The following is a 17,702-nucleotide window of genomic DNA, read 5'->3' as shown; positions in this document are numbered from 1 at the left end:
AACCGTAGTTCTTTCCTTAAATTTCGACCTTAAATATAATGTTACTTTGGAAGAATATTTAGCAGAACTAAATGATGCACAACGAGCGCCTGTACTTCAAATAGATGGGCCCATGATTGTTATTGCGGGTGCTGGCTCGGGTAAAACAAGAGTACTTACGTATCGTATTGCTTATTTGATGCATAAGGGTGTAGATTCATTTAATATACTATCCTTAACATTTACCAATAAAGCGGCCCGTGAAATGAAAAAGCGGATCACAAGTATAGTTGGCTCGAGTGAGGCTAAAAACCTTTGGATGGGTACATTTCACTCAATATTTGCCAAAATATTGAGGTTTGAAGCTGATAAATTAGGCTACCCGTCTAATTTTACAATCTATGATACTCAGGATTCCCAACGATTAATAGCTTCTATAATCAAAGAGATGGGACTCGATAAGGATATCTATAAATACAAACAGGTGTATTCTCGCATTTCCTCTTATAAAAACAGTTTGATCACCGTAAAAGCATATTTTCAGAATGCAGAACTGGTAGAAGCAGATGCTATGGCAAAGCGCCCTAGAATGGGGGAGATTTATCAACACTATGTTGATCGTTGTTTTAAGGCCGGTGCGATGGATTTTGATGACCTTTTATTAAAAACTAATGAGTTACTAAACCGTTTTCCTGAAGTACTTGCTAAATATCAAAACCGATTTAGATACATCTTGGTAGATGAGTATCAGGATACCAATCATTCACAATATCTTATTGTAAGAGCATTATCTGATAAGTTTCAAAATATCTGTGTGGTGGGAGATGATGCACAGAGTATTTATGCTTTCCGGGGAGCGAATATTAATAATATTCTTAATTTTCAAAAAGATTATGATAATGTGCAGCAATACCGATTAGAGCAAAATTATAGATCTACCAAAAATATTGTAGAAGCGGCAAACTCTATCATAGAAAAAAATAAAACCAAACTTGATAAAGTAGTTTGGACTGCAAATGATGATGGACCTAAGATAATTGTAAACCGATTATTAACCGATGGTGATGAAGGTCGATATGTTGCGAGTTCTATTTTTGAAAACCAGATGCAGCATCAACTAGGTAATGGAAATTTTGCAGTGTTGTATAGAACTAATGCACAATCCAGGGCTATTGAAGATGCATTACGCAAACGAGACATAAAATATAGAATTTATGGAGGACTTTCCTTTTACCAAAGAAAGGAAATTAAAGATGTACTGGCGTATTTACGATTAGTGATTAATCCTAAAGATGAAGAGGCTTTAAAACGAGTAATAAATTACCCGGCCAGGGGAATTGGAGCAACAACTGTTGATAAACTGATAGTCGCAGCAAATCACTATGATCGTTCTATTTTTGAAGTAATCGAAAATCTGGATCGTATTAATTTAAAGATTAATAGTGGTACTAAAACTCGATTAGAAAACTTTATAACCATGATCAAAAGTTTTCAAATTACTAATGAGACTTCTGATGCATTCGTGTTAACCGAAATAGTTGCTAAAAAAACAGGATTATTACAAGAACTTAAAAAAGACGGTACTCCAGAAGGTATTGCCAGAATCGAAAATATCGAGGAACTACTTAATGGTATACGTGATTTTGTAGAAGGGCAGAAAGAAGTAGCAGATGTAAGAGGATCATTAGCAGAATTCCTGGAAGATGTTGCTTTGGCTACAGATTTGGATATGGATACAGGAGATGATGATAGAGTAGCGTTGATGACTATTCATTTGGCTAAAGGATTAGAATTTCCATATGTATATATAGTAGGAATGGAAGAAGATCTTTTTCCATCAGGAATGAGTATGAATACCCGAAGTGAACTCGAGGAAGAACGACGTCTGTTTTATGTGGCATTGACACGTGCAGAAAAACAAGCGTACCTTACATATACACAATCCCGATACCGATGGGGTAAACTGGTAGACGCCGAACCTAGTCGATTTATTGAAGAAATAGATGAGCAATTTTTAGAATATATAACACCAATAGAAAGTTATCGGTACAAACCATTAATTGATTCTGATATTTTTGGAGAAGTTGATAAAAGTAAGTTACGGCTTAAAAAACCAGTTTCTGGAGCACCGCCATTAGCACATAAACCTACCGAAGAACAACTACGTAGACTAAGAAAACTTAGGCCTACATCTAATGATACGGCTGATGCATCATCTAATACGAATCTCTTTGATGAAGATCTTATACCAGGAACAATAGTTGAACATATGCGATTTGGTAGAGGAAAAATTATTAAAATTGATGGAGTCGGACAAGATAGGAAAGCCGAAATTCATTTTGAAAAAGGAGGAATAAAGAAGTTATTACTTCGCTTTGCAAAATTGAAGGTTTTATAATATAGCTAATCGCTTAGGTTAAGGATTAGCTTTTTATACTGTATTTTACATTATCTTTATTTACAATCATTTATATGGCAGAGTTCATAAAATTATACAATGAAAACCCAAACCCACGTGAAATACAGCGAGTAGTTAATTGTTTACGTAACGGAGGATTGGTTATTTATCCTACAGATACAGTATATGGATTGGGGTGTGATATTACAAATAACAGAGCCCTGGAACGGATTGCACAGATCAAAGGTGTAAAACTGGCAAAAGCTAACTTTTCATTTATCTGTAAAGACTTAAGTAATCTTTCTGATTATGTAAAACAAATTGATAATGCAACATTTAAATTATTAAAAAGAACACTTCCGGGACCATACACCTTTATTCTTCCGGGAAGTAATAATTTACCTACCGTTTTTAAAAAAAGGAAAACTGTAGGTATTCGTGTTCCTGATAATAATATTTGTACAGCTATCGTAGAAGAATTGGGTAATCCTATTGTATCTACTTCTATCTATGATGAAGATGAAGTCATAGAGTATACCACGGATCCAGAATTGATATTAGAAAAATGGGATAACCTGGTGGATATGGTGATCGATGGTGGGTATGGTGATAATATACCATCTACTGTAATTGACCTAACCAGTGGCGAACCAATATTACTTAGAGAAGGAAAAGGAAGTATAGATATTATCTAGATTATAGATATAAACAATAAGAGCTTTTTTATGATCGTTGCTTTCTTACACCAGTATGATCTATTCCTTGGTTTCTTTCTAATTTAATCATCTCTTTGGGCCTAAAGTTAAATATTAAAGCTCTTCGTTGACTATTTGTGGTGTTTCCTCTGCTATAGTGTAATGTAAAACCATCATGAAAAGTACATCCGCCAATAGATAATGGAACAGGCATTGCATTAGTAGTGTCAGCATCACAGTATAAGGCTCCTTCATTTGGTAAATTGGTATGCTCTAATATTTGTTGATCTTTTACTGGTAGAAACCACATACAACCATTGTTTTCGTATACATTATCCAAAGCTATCCAACAACTTACAGCTCTTTTATCTGGTAAATTTATCCAATAAGCAGCATCTTGATGCCATGGAGTAGGAGTATTGGTATAAGGTGCTTTATTAATAAGCATATCAAAATCTAATTCCATATCATCTCCCAATAATTTTTTTGCACAATCTAATGCTTTTTTATAGGCAATATGATTTAATATTTTTGGTTCTACTAAACTTGGCCTCATGACCTGAGTGATCCGCTCAATTGTTTTATCAGTATTTTGCAAGCCTGCCAAATCACTTCTTAAATGAGCTGTTCTTTTCTTATCGTTCAACAAACTAGTATAGATAACAAGTAAACTTTCGACTTCTGTGCTATCAAAAAGCTGATCTATTTTGGTATACCCATTAGTTAAAAACTCATTTTTTATAATGTCCATTTTGTAGTGCTGATTTTGTTCAAAGATGAATAAAACATTTTAGTAAATCTTCTAAATTTGTACTACCTTACTTTTTTGTACAAAATGAATATAAATTTAGAAGAGCGCATAGTACATTTTTTACCAGATTATGGTATTGATAGTTGTTTGCAGTTTGGTCATTACAAATATTCTAAAGCACAACCTCAATTACCAATACATGAACATTGTAATGCAATAGAAATATGTTTTTGTATCAAGGGGGAGCAACATTATATAATTGGGGAAGAATTATTTCAATTGCATGGCAATGACATTCTTATTATTCCTCCAAACAAAGAGCATAGTACTGGCGAATATCCCGAAGATAAAGGAGAATTATTCTGGTTGCAAATTAATTGTTCTGATAACCAACGTAGATTATGTAATTTACCTGGGGATCATTCAAAGTATCTTCTTCGAGAGTTAAAAAAGACTTCAGAACGAACTTTTAAGGGAGCATTTCAAGTCAAATTTGTACTTGAAAAACTTTTAAATGAGCTGAAAACAAGTAGTACTGTTTTATCAGAAATTACCATAAATCAACTTATTGTTCAGACCATATTAGAAGTGTTGAATCTTTCAAAGAGAAAGCAGGATAGTCCTCCATTAAAAAGATTAAATGATATCGATACTTATATTTTAAACAATTTACACCGCATAATTTATGTTGATGAACTCGCAGGTGTTTCTAATGTTTCTGTTGGGTATTTTAAATTTTGGTTTAAAAACACCATGGGTATCCCTCCTAAAGAATACATAAACAGGTTAAAAATTGAGCAGTCAAAAATTGATTTATTGAAGAGTCACAGTATAACTACTGTAGCTTTTAATTTAGGATTTAGTTCGTCCCAATATTTCTCTACAACTTTTAAAAAGTTTACGGGATATACCCCAAAAACCTATATTTCTTTAAAAAGTAATAATTGATAGCTTTCTGGTTTAAGTAGCACCTCTTTATATTACTAATTTTTATAGTGATTTGGACTTGTTTTTGTTGTAAAACCACGTATAAATACGTGTATAATGCCGTAGTATTTTTATTAACTTTAAGAAAACTTAAAACCAACAAAATGAGTACCAGGAAACTACCTAAATTCAGAATTTATCCTTCTATAGGCATTGCACGATTAGGGAATGGTCCCGCTACAAAGGATCAGGTTATTTTTAGTCCAGAGATTCCCTGGGCTAATTTATTTGATACAGACCAACATTATCTTACCGAAGAAGGAGCTTTAAAAAAGCAAGCTCAGCGATTTTATATTTATGAATGTGATGACAATGGTGTACCTGTTAAACAAATAGATGCTAATGATTATGATATCGAATGGACGGTAGAAGTAGCAAATAAGAAACCGTTTTGGTATGATTTTAATAATAGCCTGGATCTCTCTGTGTTATCTGAAAATCAAAATTTATCTCCAAATTTTGCCAAAAATAAATTGGCACCAGGGATTGGAGCAAAACGAAGAAATCCTAATGTACTAAACCAATCCATGAGAGTAGAAGGAGGATATGATTATCGTAAAGAACTGGTTAATCACCCGGGAAAGGTAAAAGTAGATGCTACCGATCAACGTGAGATAATTCGTGGGAAATTTCCTTCGGATAATGGAGGCGTTAGTAAATTAGCGGCTAGTATGAATACTTCTTCTAAATCTGTTGATCTTGGTACTATCGAGTATGATGAAGGAACATTAATTTTTTATGGAGCAGATGGTATTTCGGCATCCCTTAACCCCTCAGATCTTAATAATGATTTTGCAGATAACTCTAATTGGTATGATGATATTTGTGATGGAAGAGTTACGGCATCTATCGTTTCTAAAAAAAGCAGAGATACGTATCATTTAGATGATGCATTATCTTCTGCATGGATAGCCACTGCACCGCCAGATTATGCACCGCAGATCCAACCAATATCTACAATGTTTGATTTAATAGCAGGAGCAGCTAATGAGAGTTATGCTCCCGAGTTAAGTTTGGTATTTCCAATATTTTATCGCCTGTATAGGATGCAATGGGTTAATCTGGGAGATTTCCTTTCTCCATCATTTAAAGAAACGATCGATAAACTTGTGGCGGATGGGAAATTTAAATATATCTATAAAAAAGAACCAAAAGGAGAAGCAGATGCTGTGAGAAAACAAATATTTGATCTTTTTAGAGATCCTTCATACCATTATAATAACGAACCTATAATACCAAGTAAAGATAAAACTGATGTTGCTAATCGTGGTAGCGGGACCGATGAACTAAAACTTCCTTACTATCCTGGAGATGCTATTGATTATCCAGGAAGCCCAGCCCAGTGGTTTGCTATTCCGCCAATGTTATATGAACAATTGGAGAATTGGAAGGATGGGAAGTTCGAAATACCACCTGATTTTGATTTTCAGACTATAGATGAAATGGGGACATTTTATCAAAATCAATTTTTTGAAGCTGCCAAAGATGAATCTAAAAAACCATTGCTAATGACCAGAGCGGTATTAGAAACGTTATATGGTGGTGGTTTTCATCCAGGAGTAGAATTGACTTGGCCTATGAGGCATAATCTTATTTATGCCGAGAATAGTATGATATATAAATGGATAACCGAAGGTGCTTTTAAGTATGGATTTTATGGATTAAGAGAAGTTCGCCTTAATGCTGCCACTAGCAAAGAGCAAAACGATATATTTTATAATGATTTTGGGTTTCAGATGAATTCTGAAGATATTCGTGAATCTATGAATCCCAAAAATGAGAAAAATTGGTTGTGGAAACTTACACCGGGTGATCTTACTAAATGGATGGGGATTCCCTGGCAGTCAGATGCAGGAAGTTGCCAGGTAGTTTTTGTAGAGAAACAATATCCTATTCCATCCTGGTGGGCAGCTAATTTACCTGTACATGTGTTTCCTCAGGAAAGCTACCAAAAGCTTCTTGATCCCAATATTTTGGAGGATACTAAACGTAATATTTATGCAAACCGCTTAGCTTGGCTGCATACTGCAGATACAGGATTTATTGGGTATCATGCAGAAGGTGGGTATCTTAACGGACTTATTAATATGGTATACCAATGGGATAAAATAGGAATAGTCACTGGTAGAAAGTTAGATGTCGATATAGAAGGATTGCCTAAAACGGTATATGTTTCTTATAGTGGAAAAGAAGCTGATAAAAAATAATGAATACAGATGTTATTATTGTAGGAAAAGGTATTGCAGGATTAGTGTTGTCACTTCTTTTGAAGAGAAAAGGAATACAACATCTGGTTTTGGATCGTAAAAGCAAGAAGAAACACTTTGCCTTGGCAGAGACATTACCTCCTTCTTCAATGCCTTTGTTACACTCTCTTGGTCTCATAAAGATATTTGAAAAAAACGCGATCAGGAAAACATATGGTTACCATTCAATGTGGGGAAATACAAGAATATTGAATAATAATTTTTTCTCTCAATTGTCGTATAAAAATGGGTTAAAAATTGATAAACAAGCTATAGTAGACGATCTCGAACAGCTGTGTAATGAGAATGTGATAAGCTATGAAAAAATGTTGAATATGATAATTTCTAAAGAAGAAGTTATTGTAGAAGTAGAAAATAATCATCAAAAAGAAATTATTACGGCAAAGATGATTATTGATGCAACAGGAAGGAATCGTGCTATTCTTAAGAAATTAAATATCCCTATTCGATTATATGATAACCTAATATCTTTTAGTTGTCACTTGCCAAGAATAGAACACCCAAAATTAACATACGATGTATTTGTAGAATCTTTTGAAGATGGGTGGGGTATTGTTTCTGGTTTAGACGAAAAAACTAATGTCTTATCGATTTTTACAAATAGAGAAAATCTTGTTCAGTTAAAATTAAGAGATTATTCGGATTGGCAATCGGTTTTGTCTAAAACTACTTTGTTAAAAGATTTTCTGGTAGAACAATCTGAAGTGAAAATTATAGGATCGGATGCAAATTCTTCTATAGCCAATTATTTATCGGGAGAAAATTGGCTGGCGGTTGGTGATGCAGCTTTATCTTTTGACCCTCTTTCTTCTCATGGTATTGCTAATGCGATATATACAGTAAGAGAAGCTTCAGATGCTATCGAATCCTATATATTAACAGGTGATAGAAAAGGGTTTGTGATGTATTCCAAAACATTGTTTTCTATTTTTGATAGTTATTATATGGTAAAAAATGAATTATACAGATCAGAATCCAGGTGGATGGAATCTTCTTTTTGGAAGAAATTCTTCCAACCAGGAGAGGAGCAAGACAAAGAAAAAACTCATAATTTTCCCAGGCAGAGTGGTACTGGTATCATTTTGGATTAATGAAAAAGCATAATACTTAAATACAAAAAGGGAGATCAAAATGATCTCCCTTTTTATATGCATATAAAAAATATTCTTTTATTATTTTTTTGTAGCTTTTTTCATACCATCTTCAATCATATTATAAAACTGATCAAGTTTTGGTAATACAACAATTCTTGTACGTCTGTTTTTTGCTTTGCTTGCTGCAGAATTATTATCAGTTACTGGTATGTAATGACTTCTTCCGGCAGCAGTCATACGTTTTGGATCTACTTTAAAGTCGTTTTGTAATACTCTTACTACAGAAGTAGCACGTTTTACACTTAAATCCCAGTTATCCAAAAGCACTTTGTTTTTGATAGGCACATTATCAGTATGTCCTTCTACTAAGAATTCGATATCTGGTTTATCATTAACAACTTTTGCTACTTTACCTAGTACTTCACGAGCTCTTGCAGAAACATTATAGCTACCACTCTTGAAAAGTAACTTGTCTGAAATAGAAACATAAACAACTCCTTTTTCTACATTAATCTCTATATCTTCATCAGCAAGATTTCCTAAGGCTCCCTTAAGACTGGTTACAAGTGCCAAGGTTACAGAATCCTTTTTGGTAAGAGCATCCTGCATTGTTCTTATTTGTAAATCTTTTTCTTTAATACTTTCTAAAGATTTTTCTAGATTCTCTGCTTCCTTAGTAGAAAGAGTGGCTAAATTACCTACATTGTTTAATAGAGCAGAATTTTGATTTTTAAGATTAGATACCTGATCTTGAAGAACTTTAAGTTGCGAAGATGAACTCGCTTTTTCTTCAAGGCAGCTATTTAATTTAACTGTAGCTGTATTTAATAGATCTTCAGTTTCTTTGTTTTTGGCTTCTAATTCTGAAAACTTCTTCTGCGAAACACAGGAAGATAGTAGAATTGCTAGAGAGGCCCCAATAATCATTGCTTTTTTCATTAGAAAATTTGTTTTTAGTCTTGTTCTGGTTATATAACTCAAAATTATTAAAAATGTGACGTAATGCTAGGTCATTAACAATAATTTATTATATCTCCTTATAATTGATCAAAATGTTTACGGTTCAAAATAAAATACTGCCATACAACGGAAAAAAGAGAATAATATTTCCCCGTTTTTGAAAGTTTTTTACGTTTTTTATTAAAAGTGTTAAAATTAGCATAGAAACTAATATGTGCCTTGAAAATAGCGAAAAAATGAGAGAATTTACCTTGTGTAATAAATCTGATCGCAGCAAGCCCGTCTAGAATCATTCTTATAAAAATCAAAAACCAGACTTTACTTCCCGGTACATTTTTGATCAGAAGATATAAGCTGTTTCTGAAATTTAAAAATGTTTTCCTGGGATTCATTGAATCCAAAGTTGCTCCCCCTAAATGATAAACCGTTGAGGAACCTTCATACATTATTATATGACCAATACTGTGGATACGCCAGCAAAGATCAATCTCCTCCTGGTGAGCAAAAAAATCTTCATCCAGTTTCCCAACTTCTTCAAATACCTGTTTTCTTATAAATAAGCATGCCCCACTAGCCCAAAATATAGTAGTAGCATCATCATATTGCCCATTATCTTCTTCGAGAGAATCAAATATTCTTCCTCGACAATATGCGTATCCTAGTTTATCGATGTAACCCCCGGCAGCTCCAGCATATTCAAAATGAGTTTTCTTTTTGTAATCAAGGATTTTGGGTTGTATAGCAGCAACTCCTGTATGGGTTTGAAATGTTTTAAGAATAGGAACCAACCAATCTTTAGTAACTTCAACATCACTGTTTAGAAGGCAAAAAATATCGGCATCAATTTTTGACAATGCATCATTGTACCCTTTGGCATAACCACCATTGACTTTGTTTTGAATAATTCTAACTTCGGGAAAAGTAGTTGTTACAAAAGTAACAGAATCATCTGTAGAAGCGTTATCAGCAAGATAAACAATAGCTTCCTTAGAATTTTTGATCACCGAAGGTAAAAATTGTTCTAATAAAGATCTTCCATTCCAATTTAATATGACGACTGCGATATTCACATCTGCAAAGTAAAAGGAATAATTGAGATAAATTCAAATAAAAAAGAATAAAGTAACGCTATTGAATTGATATCATATCTGGTTTTGAATCTGAAATATTAAAACTTTGAGTAAAAAACCGTATTATCATAAACCAGGAAAGGAATAGCTATTTGTAATCTGGTATATCTTTTAAAAATGTATATTGCTTATCGGTATAGTTCATTTGACAATAATAATGATCAAGACCATTAGTGATCATTAAGTATTCTGAATCTAAAGCAAGATTGTATCTTGCAATCTGGTCAAATACTTCCTGTGTTATTTTTACACGAGCAGATTTACATTCTATAATAAGAAAAATACTACCGTCTGGATTAAATATAATAATATCATAACGTTTGTTAAGTCCATTGAGTTGTATTAGTTTTTCTACATTAATTAAGCTTTCTGGATATTTCTTTTCTTCAATCAAATAATGAATGGTATGTTGTCGTACCCATTCTTCTGGAGTAAGGATGATGAATTTTTTACGAATTCTGTCAAAAATAGAAACTTTATTTTCGCTATTTTTGAACCTGAACTGATACTCTGGAAAGTTAAGCTTTTGCATAACACAAATTTGATGATTTTTTCTGAATGGATGAAGTAAAACAAATCGTAAGTGATATAAAAAAAGGAAATATTAAACCTGTCTATTTTCTTATGGGGGAAGAACCATATTATATAGATAAGATTTCTCAATTTATTGATAAGAATGTACTGGCAGAAGAAGAAAAAGGATTTAATCAAATGGTCTTGTATGGTCGTGATGTAAGTATAGAAGATATTGTGGCTAACGCAAAACGTTTTCCGATGATGGCAGAGAGACAGGTCGTTATTGTTAAAGAAGCCCAAGAATTATCCAGAACGATTGAAAAACTAGCAGATTATGTAGAAAACCCGCAACCTTCTACTGTTTTGGTGATGTGTTATAAATATAAAAAGATAGATAAGAGAAAAAAGCTTTATAAAATAGTTGCGAAGAATGGAGTCATTTTTGAAAGTAAAAAACTGTATGAAAACCAGGTTGCCGATTGGATAAGAAGAGTTCTTGGAGGAGCTAAATATACTATTGAACCCAAAGCGTCTCAAATGCTGGTAGAGTTTTTAGGTACAGATCTTAGTAAGATAAATAATGAGTTAGAAAAGTTAAAGCTAATTATTTCTTCAGGAACTCAGATTACTGCTGATCAAATTGAAGAGAATATTGGGATTAGCAAGGAGTTTAATAATTTTGAACTTCGCAAGGCCATCGGAACCAGAAATGAAGTTAAAGCACATCTTATCATTAATTATTTTGCACAAAACCCCAAAGACAACCCGTTGGTGGTTACCATTTCTTTACTCTATAGCTTTTTTTCTCAGGTATTACAATATCATGGCTTGAGCGATAAATCACAACGCAACGTTGCCAGTGCATTAAAAATCAATCCATATTTTGTAAAAGATTACTCAGAAGCAGCTCATAATTATCCTATGAAAAAAGTAAGCGGAATTATTGCTTACCTAAGAGATGCCGATGTAAAAAGTAAAGGAGTAGGGGCAACAAATCTTCCGCAAGGCGATATTCTTAAAGAGCTTCTGGTAAAAATAATGAGATAATTTATACCTTGGGATTTGTAGCAAAAACTGTGGCCTCGGTAATAAATCCTCGATCGTCCATTTCTAAAAGACTACTAATAGTATGGGCAATTTCTTCTCCTCTAAGTTTGGTTTGCTGTTCTGCTTCGGTGTATTGTTTTGTTTTAGAATTATTATCTATTCTGTTGTCAGAAAAACTGGTCATTACTTCACTTGGATTCACTTGCATAACTCTAATGTTATGAGGGCGTAACTCGTTTCTCCAACTTTCTGTCATACCTCGCAACGCGAATTTGGTAGCGACATATGGCGAAGCTGTTGGTGAGCCTTTTAATGAAGATGTAGATCCAATATTGATAATATTTCCGTATTCTTGAGCAACAAAATGCTTTGCCGACTCTTTAGCACATAGTGTAGCACCAAGGATATTGGTTTTAAATTGGTCCATAAATTTATCGGCTTCGGTATCAATAAGTTTTGAAATATATCCATAACCAGCATTATTGATCAATACATTAAGTCCATTCATTTTGTTTTTGGCTTCCTGTACCATATTCTGAACTTGACTTTCTTCGGTAACATCGGTCTTAATATATTCTATATTTAATGCCTTTGCTGTTTCCTGTAATGTAGTTTCATTTCTTCCAGAAATGATTACCTGAGCTCCTTTTTCTTTTAAAAGCCTAGCAGTAGCTTTTCCTATCCCAGAATTACCACCTGTGATCAATACTTTCGCATTTTTAATATTCATAATCTGTGCAATTTTATTTAGTTGAATATCAAAAGTACAGTATGTATTCTAAATCTTTTGTTAAGCCGAAATATATTTTTTAAGGAATTGGCAGATATGAGAAATCTTTTACTTCAGTCATCACAAAAGAACTTTGCACTTTAGAAATATTTTCTAAAGAAGCTAATTTGTTGGATAGAAAATCTTGATAACGCTCCATGTCTTCTGCATAGATTTTAATTAGGTAATCAAACATGCCCGCTACATGATAACATTCTACAACTTCAGGGAATTGCTGGATGTCTTTTTCAAATTTTTTTAAATAATCAGTTTGATGGAGATTTAAAGTAACATTGCAAAACACCATTAGTTGTAATCCTGTTTTTTTTCGATCTAATATGGCTTTATATGATTTTATATATCCTTCACGTTCTAGTTTCTTTACACGTTCAAAAATCGGAGTAGTAGTTAGATTTAATCTTTCTGCAATTTCTTTAATTGTGATTTTACCATCTTTTTGTAATAACAATAATATTGACCGATCTATTTTATCCATAATAATTTTCTTTATAAAGCCTGATAATATATCAAATATAGAATAATATTCTTTTTGATTTATGAATAGGTATTATTTTTTCTTAAAATGAGGCTAAATATGGTTTTTAATTCTTTTAGATGTAGTTTTATAAATTGAAATGAGGATTTAGAATTCAATTCAATTTAAGAAAGTAAAGGCAAACATGCGATCTATATTAGCATTAGCTCTACAATTAAGAAAAAGAATAAAATAAATAGATGAAGAAACACGATTTTAACCCCGAGAGCTTAATGATGACTCATGGTTATAAACCAGAATTATCAGAAGGAGCTATAAAATGCCCTATTTTTCAAACATCAACCTTTGTTTTTAAAACTGCAGAAGAAGGAAAAGCTTTTTTTGAATTAGCTTATGGTTTGAGGGAGAAATCTCCAAAAGAAGAACTTGGTCTTATTTATAGTAGGATTAATAACCCCAATCTGGAAATCTTAGAAAATCGTCTTTGTTTATGGGATAAAGCAGATGATTGTGCAGTTTTTGAAAGCGGAATGTCTGCAATAAGTACAGTATTGTTAGAATTTCTTATGCCTGGAGATTTGCTAGTATATAGTAATCCTTTATATGGAGGGACGGATCATTTTATCCATCACTTTTTAGATAAAATAGGAGTACACACGATAGGAGTAATGCCGAATCAAAGTATAGATGAAGTACTTCAAATGATCAAAGATTCTGGAAAAGCAGATCGATTAGCAATGATTTATCTCGAGACTCCTGCTAATCCAACCAATGATATTGTTGATATCGAAAAATATAGCCAGATTGCAAAACAATTTAGTACTAATGACAGAAAAGCTTTGGTGGCTGTAGATAATACATATATGGGGCCATTATGGCAACATCCTTTACAGTGTGGAGCAGATTTGGTGCTGTACTCTGCTACAAAATATATAGGGGGACATAGTGATCTCATTGCAGGAGCAGTTTTGGGAAATGCAGAACTAATGTTAAGAGTAAAAACACTACGTACTTTCCTGGGAAATATGGTAAGTCCACATACAGCATGGTTATTGCTTAGGAGTTTAGAAACTTTAAAAGTAAGAATGGATCAGCAAACAAAAAATGCTCAGATCATTGCTGATTATTTGAATAATCATCCTAAGATTGAAAAGGTATATTATTTAGGATTACTAGAAGAAGAAACAGAAGGGTATAAAACATTTCAAAAACAATGCTCTGCTCCGGGAGCAATGGTATCTTTTGATATCATTGGAGGAGAAGAAGAAGCATTTGTATTCCTTAATAATCTTAAGCTAATGAAACTTGCAGTAAGTCTGGGTGGTACAGAAAGTTTAGCAGAACATCCTAAAACAATGACACATGCAGGTGTAGATGAAGAGCAAAGACAACAAATGAATATTACAGATCGATTAGTAAGGTTATCAATAGGAGTAGAGCACTCTAAGGATTTGATCTGGGATTTAGAACAGGCACTAGAGCAAGTAAAAATTGATTCTGAATTAGAATTAGAAAAAGTATAAAAATCATAATTTTAGAGTTTAACAACAAAAAGCACGGTTAATTTCTAACTGTGCTTTTTGTTGTTAAACTCTCTGTGCTATTTATCTATAAGGTATTTTACCCTTTGTTTTCACAAATATTTTTGAGTGTTGATAGACCTTTATCCCAATCTTTACCCATCATTTCTTCCATATTAGTAAATAGATTCATAAGATTCATAGGATAAGGCATCTCGCTTTGAAAACCCCAGGTTACTTTTGTAGTATTGTTTTCCTTTAGTACTTTAATATATCCTTTGGCTTCACTTTCATAGGGTTCATAAAATTTGAGATCGGTTTCAAAAAGATTTGGTGCTTCGATTTTGGCTATAGTTTGACTACCTTTACCTACTTCTTTTACATCACTGTCCCAACTGGCTTTTGCACCAATGGCTCCATCTGTGCCTGTAAAATCTTTTTTCATATTTGGGTCATAGTCATTCCATGGGCTCCATTTGTCTAAATCAGTTAGACTATTTACATTTTCCCATACAGTCTCAATAGGAGCATCTATGCTAATTGATTTTTCATAAACTACTTCTTTAGAAACAAAGATTGCCGCTATAAGGATAATAGCAATAAGTGCAATCAGTACAATTCCAATTTTCTTTAAGATTTTCATGTTATTGTTGTTTATTTATAGTTAAAATTAGATTCAATATATAATACTCTTAACAACAAAGGTTAGATTCATAGTTTGTTATTTCTGAAATGGGGATGTATACAAATTTAAAAGTTTTTTATAAATATGTATGTGTTAGCTAATTGACAGGTTTATTAGGAGTTAATTTAACCAGGGTTTTGATAGCGAATAAAAGAGATGCAATGTTTGAGTATTACTTATTTTACTCTTCTGGCTTCAAACGTTTTAAATAAAAAACTTTTATAGGCCCTAATAAAGCAAAGATCAGTGTTATCACTATTAATCCAGACTTTTACAATATAGCTTTTACCACTATCTGCATTATAAATAGTGCCCCCTGATAATTCTCCATCTTTATAACTTAAATTTTCTAAAATATTCATCCCAAGTAAAGGGCGTCCCTTAAGTTCTTTAAGAGGGTTCTTGTTATCCAAACCATTAAGATTAGATAATGGGCGTTCTGCTCTTTTATCGATTTTTCCATAAAAATAATCTCCATCCCTATAGATTTCAATAATAGAACCTCCTTTAATTTTCCATTTTCCGATATAGGTATCAGAACTTACAGAAGAAGATAGAAAAAGTAGGGGTAGAGCTAAGAATATGATAAATTTCATTATTGTAAACATAACAATTAAATTAGATTAATTCCTAAAAAAATTATAAATGGTTTATTATCAATAGAATAAAAAACTTAAAGGTATCTAGGAAAGATTCTTATGTGCTTATCTGCGGTCTTATTTGGTTCAATTTTATTTTATAGAGTAACTTTTATTTGTAGGTGTAGAAAAACAATGATTTTATATAAAGAAATATAAATTATGTACAATAAAGATGATAAGAAAGACTAGGACTATCAAAGAATGACATCTCTCTTATTTTTGATAAATAAGAGGGTATATATGTAAAAAACCGTTATTAAAATAAATAACGGTTTTTTGATTATAATTTAAACTTTTAGTTAGTATAACACCAGATTAAAGGAATCTATTTTAAAACTCCCACCATATCTTCGGGTTTTACCCATTCATCAAATTGTTCTTCGGTTACATATCCTAAAGCTACAGCTTCATGCTTAAGTGTTGTACCATTTTTATGAGCAGTATTGGCAATTTCAGCAGCTTTATAATATCCAATTTTGGTATTTAAAGCAGTTACCAGCATCAATGAATTATTTAATAATTCGGTAATTCTCTTTTGATTGGGTTCAATACCTTGAGCACAATGCTCATCAAAAGAAATACAGGCATCCCCAATTAGTTGAGCACTTTGAAGCAAGTTTGCAGCCATTACAGGCTTAAATACATTCAATTCAAAATGTCCTTGCATTCCTCCAACATTAATAGCGACATCATTACCCATAACTTGTGCACATACCATAGTTAATGCTTCACATTGTGTAGGGTTTACTTTACCAGGCATAATGGAGCTCCCTGGTTCATTAGCAGGGATAATTAATTCACCAATCCCACTTCTTGGTCCAGAAGCCAGCATACGAATATCATTTCCTATTTTGTTTAATGAAACTCCTAATTGTTTTAAAGCACCGTGACTCTCGACAAAAGCATCATGTGCAGCCAACGCTTCAAATTTGTTCTCTGCTGTGATGAATGGTAGGCTGGTAAATTGTGCTATAAATTCTGAAACTCGTTTTGCATACCCTTTTGGAGTGTTTAACCCAGTTCCTACAGCAGTTCCTCCTAAGGCTAATTCTGCCATATGAGGTAAGGTGTTTTCTAATGCCTTAATTCCATGATCCAATTGAGAAACATAACCAGATAACTCTTGCCCGATAGTAAGTGGTGTAGCATCCATAAAGTGGGTACGACCAATTTTTACTACGTTTTTAAATTCTTCGGACTTTTTCTTAAGAGTATCTCTTAATTGAGTTACCCCCGGAATAGTTACTTCAACTATTTTTTTATAGGCCGCAATATGCATTCCTGTCGGAAAGGTATCATTTGATGATTGAGATTTATTAACATCATCATTTGGTTGTAATGTTTTCTCTCCTTCACCAATTGTTTTACCGGCTAATTGGTGCGCTCTATTAGCAACCACCTCATTTACATTCATATTACTTTGAGTACCAGAACCGGTTTGCCAGATTACCAAAGGAAATTGATTATCGTGTTTTCCTTCTAGTATTTCATCGCATACTTGTGAAATAAGATCTCTCTTCTCTATCGGTAATGCTCCTAATTCACAATTTGTATATGCTGCAGCTTTTTTTAAGTACGCAAAACCATATACAATTTCTAATGGCATAGATGCCGATGCACCAATTTTAAAATTATTTCTGGAACGTTCTGTTTGTGCTCCCCAAAGCTTATCAGCAGGTACTTTTACCTCGCCCATCGTATCCTTCTCTATTCTATATTCCATTTGGTAAGATGATTTGTTTTTTTTAAGAGTGCAAATTTAAGCAT

At 32.9% G+C, this 17,702-nt stretch carries 16 protein-coding genes; 7 read left to right on the top strand and 9 right to left on the bottom strand.

Annotation, left to right across the window (positions count from 1 at the left end; all coding sequences use genetic code 11):
* Nucleotides 1-46 precede the first annotated feature (46 nt).
* Together Z054_RS0108195 and Z054_RS0108190 are read left to right on the top strand one after the other, a co-directional pair.
* Complete coding sequence (locus Z054_RS0108195; protein WP_024769591.1) at nt 47-2,377, top strand: ATP-dependent helicase; 2,331 nt, start codon at nt 47-49, stop codon at nt 2,375-2,377.
* 74 nt (nt 2,378-2,451) lie between these two features.
* Nucleotides 2,452-3,072 carry an L-threonylcarbamoyladenylate synthase gene (locus Z054_RS0108190; RefSeq protein ID WP_024769590.1) on the top strand — a complete coding sequence of 207 codons (621 nt, stop codon included), beginning with the start codon at nt 2,452-2,454 and terminating at the stop codon, nt 3,070-3,072.
* A 28-nt stretch (nt 3,073-3,100) separates the two neighbouring features.
* Here Z054_RS0108190 and Z054_RS28115 read toward each other — a convergent pair whose 3' ends face one another.
* Complete coding sequence (locus Z054_RS28115) at nt 3,101-3,823, bottom strand: phytanoyl-CoA dioxygenase family protein (protein ID WP_084050194.1); 723 nt, start codon at nt 3,821-3,823, stop codon at nt 3,101-3,103.
* Between the two features lie 84 nt (nt 3,824-3,907).
* Here Z054_RS28115 and Z054_RS0108180 point away from each other — a divergent pair, with 84 nt between their 5' ends.
* From Z054_RS0108180 to Z054_RS0108170, 3 genes are all read left to right on the top strand, one after another.
* Nucleotides 3,908-4,771, top strand: coding sequence for an AraC family transcriptional regulator (locus Z054_RS0108180; protein ID WP_024769589.1), 864 nt, complete (start codon nt 3,908-3,910; stop codon nt 4,769-4,771).
* A 143-nt stretch (nt 4,772-4,914) separates the two neighbouring features.
* Nucleotides 4,915-7,017 (top strand): LodA/GoxA family CTQ-dependent oxidase, encoded by a 2,103-nt coding sequence (locus Z054_RS0108175; RefSeq protein WP_152538501.1) that lies wholly within the window; start codon nt 4,915-4,917, stop codon nt 7,015-7,017.
* Entirely contained in the window at nt 7,017-8,168 is a 1,152-nt protein-coding gene (locus Z054_RS0108170) for an NAD(P)/FAD-dependent oxidoreductase (RefSeq protein ID WP_024769587.1), read from the top strand. Before Z054_RS0108175 ends, Z054_RS0108170 begins: the two co-directional genes overlap by 1 nt.
* A gap of 81 nt (nt 8,169-8,249) precedes the next feature.
* Here the strand turns inward: Z054_RS0108170 and Z054_RS0108165 are convergent, their stop codons facing one another.
* The 3 genes from Z054_RS0108165 to Z054_RS0108155 all read right to left on the bottom strand — a co-directional run bounded on the left by Z054_RS0108165 (nt 8,250) and on the right by Z054_RS0108155 (nt 10,793).
* The gene (locus Z054_RS0108165) at nt 8,250-9,110 is read right to left on the bottom strand and encodes an OmpA/MotB family protein (RefSeq protein ID WP_024769586.1); all 861 of its coding nucleotides are present in this window, start codon (nt 9,108-9,110) and stop codon (nt 8,250-8,252) included.
* Between the two features lie 98 nt (nt 9,111-9,208).
* On the bottom strand, nt 9,209-10,201 hold the full coding sequence (locus tag Z054_RS0108160; RefSeq protein ID WP_024769585.1) for a glycosyltransferase family 2 protein: 993 nt from the start codon (nt 10,199-10,201) through the stop codon (nt 9,209-9,211).
* Nucleotides 10,202-10,349: 148 nt separating this feature from the next.
* The gene (locus Z054_RS0108155) at nt 10,350-10,793 is read right to left on the bottom strand and encodes a type I restriction enzyme HsdR N-terminal domain-containing protein (protein ID WP_024769584.1); all 444 of its coding nucleotides are present in this window, start codon (nt 10,791-10,793) and stop codon (nt 10,350-10,352) included.
* 26 nt (nt 10,794-10,819) lie between these two features.
* Between Z054_RS0108155 and holA the strand changes: the two genes are divergently transcribed.
* Nucleotides 10,820-11,824 carry a DNA polymerase III subunit delta gene (gene holA, locus Z054_RS0108150; RefSeq protein ID WP_024769583.1) on the top strand — a complete coding sequence of 335 codons (1,005 nt, stop codon included), beginning with the start codon at nt 10,820-10,822 and terminating at the stop codon, nt 11,822-11,824.
* Between the two features lies 1 nt (nt 11,825).
* Here the strand turns inward: holA and Z054_RS0108145 are convergent, their stop codons facing one another.
* Nucleotides 11,826-12,554 (bottom strand): SDR family oxidoreductase, encoded by a 729-nt coding sequence (locus Z054_RS0108145; RefSeq protein ID WP_024769582.1) that lies wholly within the window; start codon nt 12,552-12,554, stop codon nt 11,826-11,828.
* Nucleotides 12,555-12,633: 79 nt separating this feature from the next.
* Nucleotides 12,634-13,089, bottom strand: a complete 456-nt coding sequence (locus tag Z054_RS0108140; protein ID WP_034238836.1) for an Lrp/AsnC family transcriptional regulator — start codon at nt 13,087-13,089, stop codon at nt 12,634-12,636.
* 239 nt (nt 13,090-13,328) lie between these two features.
* On the opposite strand from Z054_RS0108140, the gene Z054_RS0108135 reads away from it, so the two are divergent.
* Entirely contained in the window at nt 13,329-14,612 is a 1,284-nt protein-coding gene (locus Z054_RS0108135) for a cystathionine gamma-synthase family protein (protein WP_024769580.1), read from the top strand.
* Nucleotides 14,613-14,709: 97 nt separating this feature from the next.
* Here the strand turns inward: Z054_RS0108135 and Z054_RS0108130 are convergent, their stop codons facing one another.
* From Z054_RS0108130 to fumC, 3 genes are all read right to left on the bottom strand, one after another.
* Nucleotides 14,710-15,252, bottom strand: a complete 543-nt coding sequence (locus Z054_RS0108130; RefSeq protein ID WP_024769579.1) for an SRPBCC family protein — start codon at nt 15,250-15,252, stop codon at nt 14,710-14,712.
* Between the two features lie 218 nt (nt 15,253-15,470).
* Complete coding sequence (locus Z054_RS0108125) at nt 15,471-15,890, bottom strand: DUF2147 domain-containing protein (protein WP_035091097.1); 420 nt, start codon at nt 15,888-15,890, stop codon at nt 15,471-15,473.
* A 370-nt stretch (nt 15,891-16,260) separates the two neighbouring features.
* Complete coding sequence (fumC, locus tag Z054_RS0108120; protein ID WP_024769577.1) at nt 16,261-17,658, bottom strand: class II fumarate hydratase; 1,398 nt, start codon at nt 17,656-17,658, stop codon at nt 16,261-16,263.
* Nucleotides 17,659-17,702 lie beyond the last annotated feature (44 nt).

Origin of the sequence: Aquimarina macrocephali JAMB N27 (assembly GCF_000520995.1) — a bacterium.
Classification (GTDB): domain Bacteria; phylum Bacteroidota; class Bacteroidia; order Flavobacteriales; family Flavobacteriaceae; genus Aquimarina; species Aquimarina macrocephali.
Note: the sequence above shows the minus strand (reverse complement) of the source record. Positions and strands in the feature narration are given on the sequence as shown.

Coding starts and splice junctions, on each gene's coding strand:
- Z054_RS0108155 (WP_024769584.1), bottom strand. CDS start 10,793: ATGCAAAAGCTTAACTTTCCAGAGTATCAGTTCAGGTTCAAAAATAGC.
- Z054_RS0108180 (WP_024769589.1), top strand. CDS start 3,908: ATGAATATAAATTTAGAAGAGCGCATAGTACATTTTTTACCAGATTAT.
- fumC (WP_024769577.1), bottom strand. CDS start 17,658: ATGGAATATAGAATAGAGAAGGATACGATGGGCGAGGTAAAAGTACCT.
- Z054_RS28115 (WP_084050194.1), bottom strand. CDS start 3,823: ATGGACATTATAAAAAATGAGTTTTTAACTAATGGGTATACCAAAATA.
- Z054_RS0108145 (WP_024769582.1), bottom strand. CDS start 12,554: ATGAATATTAAAAATGCGAAAGTATTGATCACAGGTGGTAATTCTGGG.
- Z054_RS0108140 (WP_034238836.1), bottom strand. CDS start 13,089: ATGGATAAAATAGATCGGTCAATATTATTGTTATTACAAAAAGATGGT.
- Z054_RS0108165 (WP_024769586.1), bottom strand. CDS start 9,110: ATGAAAAAAGCAATGATTATTGGGGCCTCTCTAGCAATTCTACTATCT.
- Z054_RS0108190 (WP_024769590.1), top strand. CDS start 2,452: ATGGCAGAGTTCATAAAATTATACAATGAAAACCCAAACCCACGTGAA.
- holA (WP_024769583.1), top strand. CDS start 10,820: ATGGATGAAGTAAAACAAATCGTAAGTGATATAAAAAAAGGAAATATT.
- Z054_RS0108130 (WP_024769579.1), bottom strand. CDS start 15,252: ATGAAAATCTTAAAGAAAATTGGAATTGTACTGATTGCACTTATTGCT.
- Z054_RS0108125 (WP_035091097.1), bottom strand. CDS start 15,890: ATGAAATTTATCATATTCTTAGCTCTACCCCTACTTTTTCTATCTTCT.
- Z054_RS0108175 (WP_152538501.1), top strand. CDS start 4,915: ATGAGTACCAGGAAACTACCTAAATTCAGAATTTATCCTTCTATAGGC.
- Z054_RS0108170 (WP_024769587.1), top strand. CDS start 7,017: ATGAATACAGATGTTATTATTGTAGGAAAAGGTATTGCAGGATTAGTG.
- Z054_RS0108135 (WP_024769580.1), top strand. CDS start 13,329: ATGAAGAAACACGATTTTAACCCCGAGAGCTTAATGATGACTCATGGT.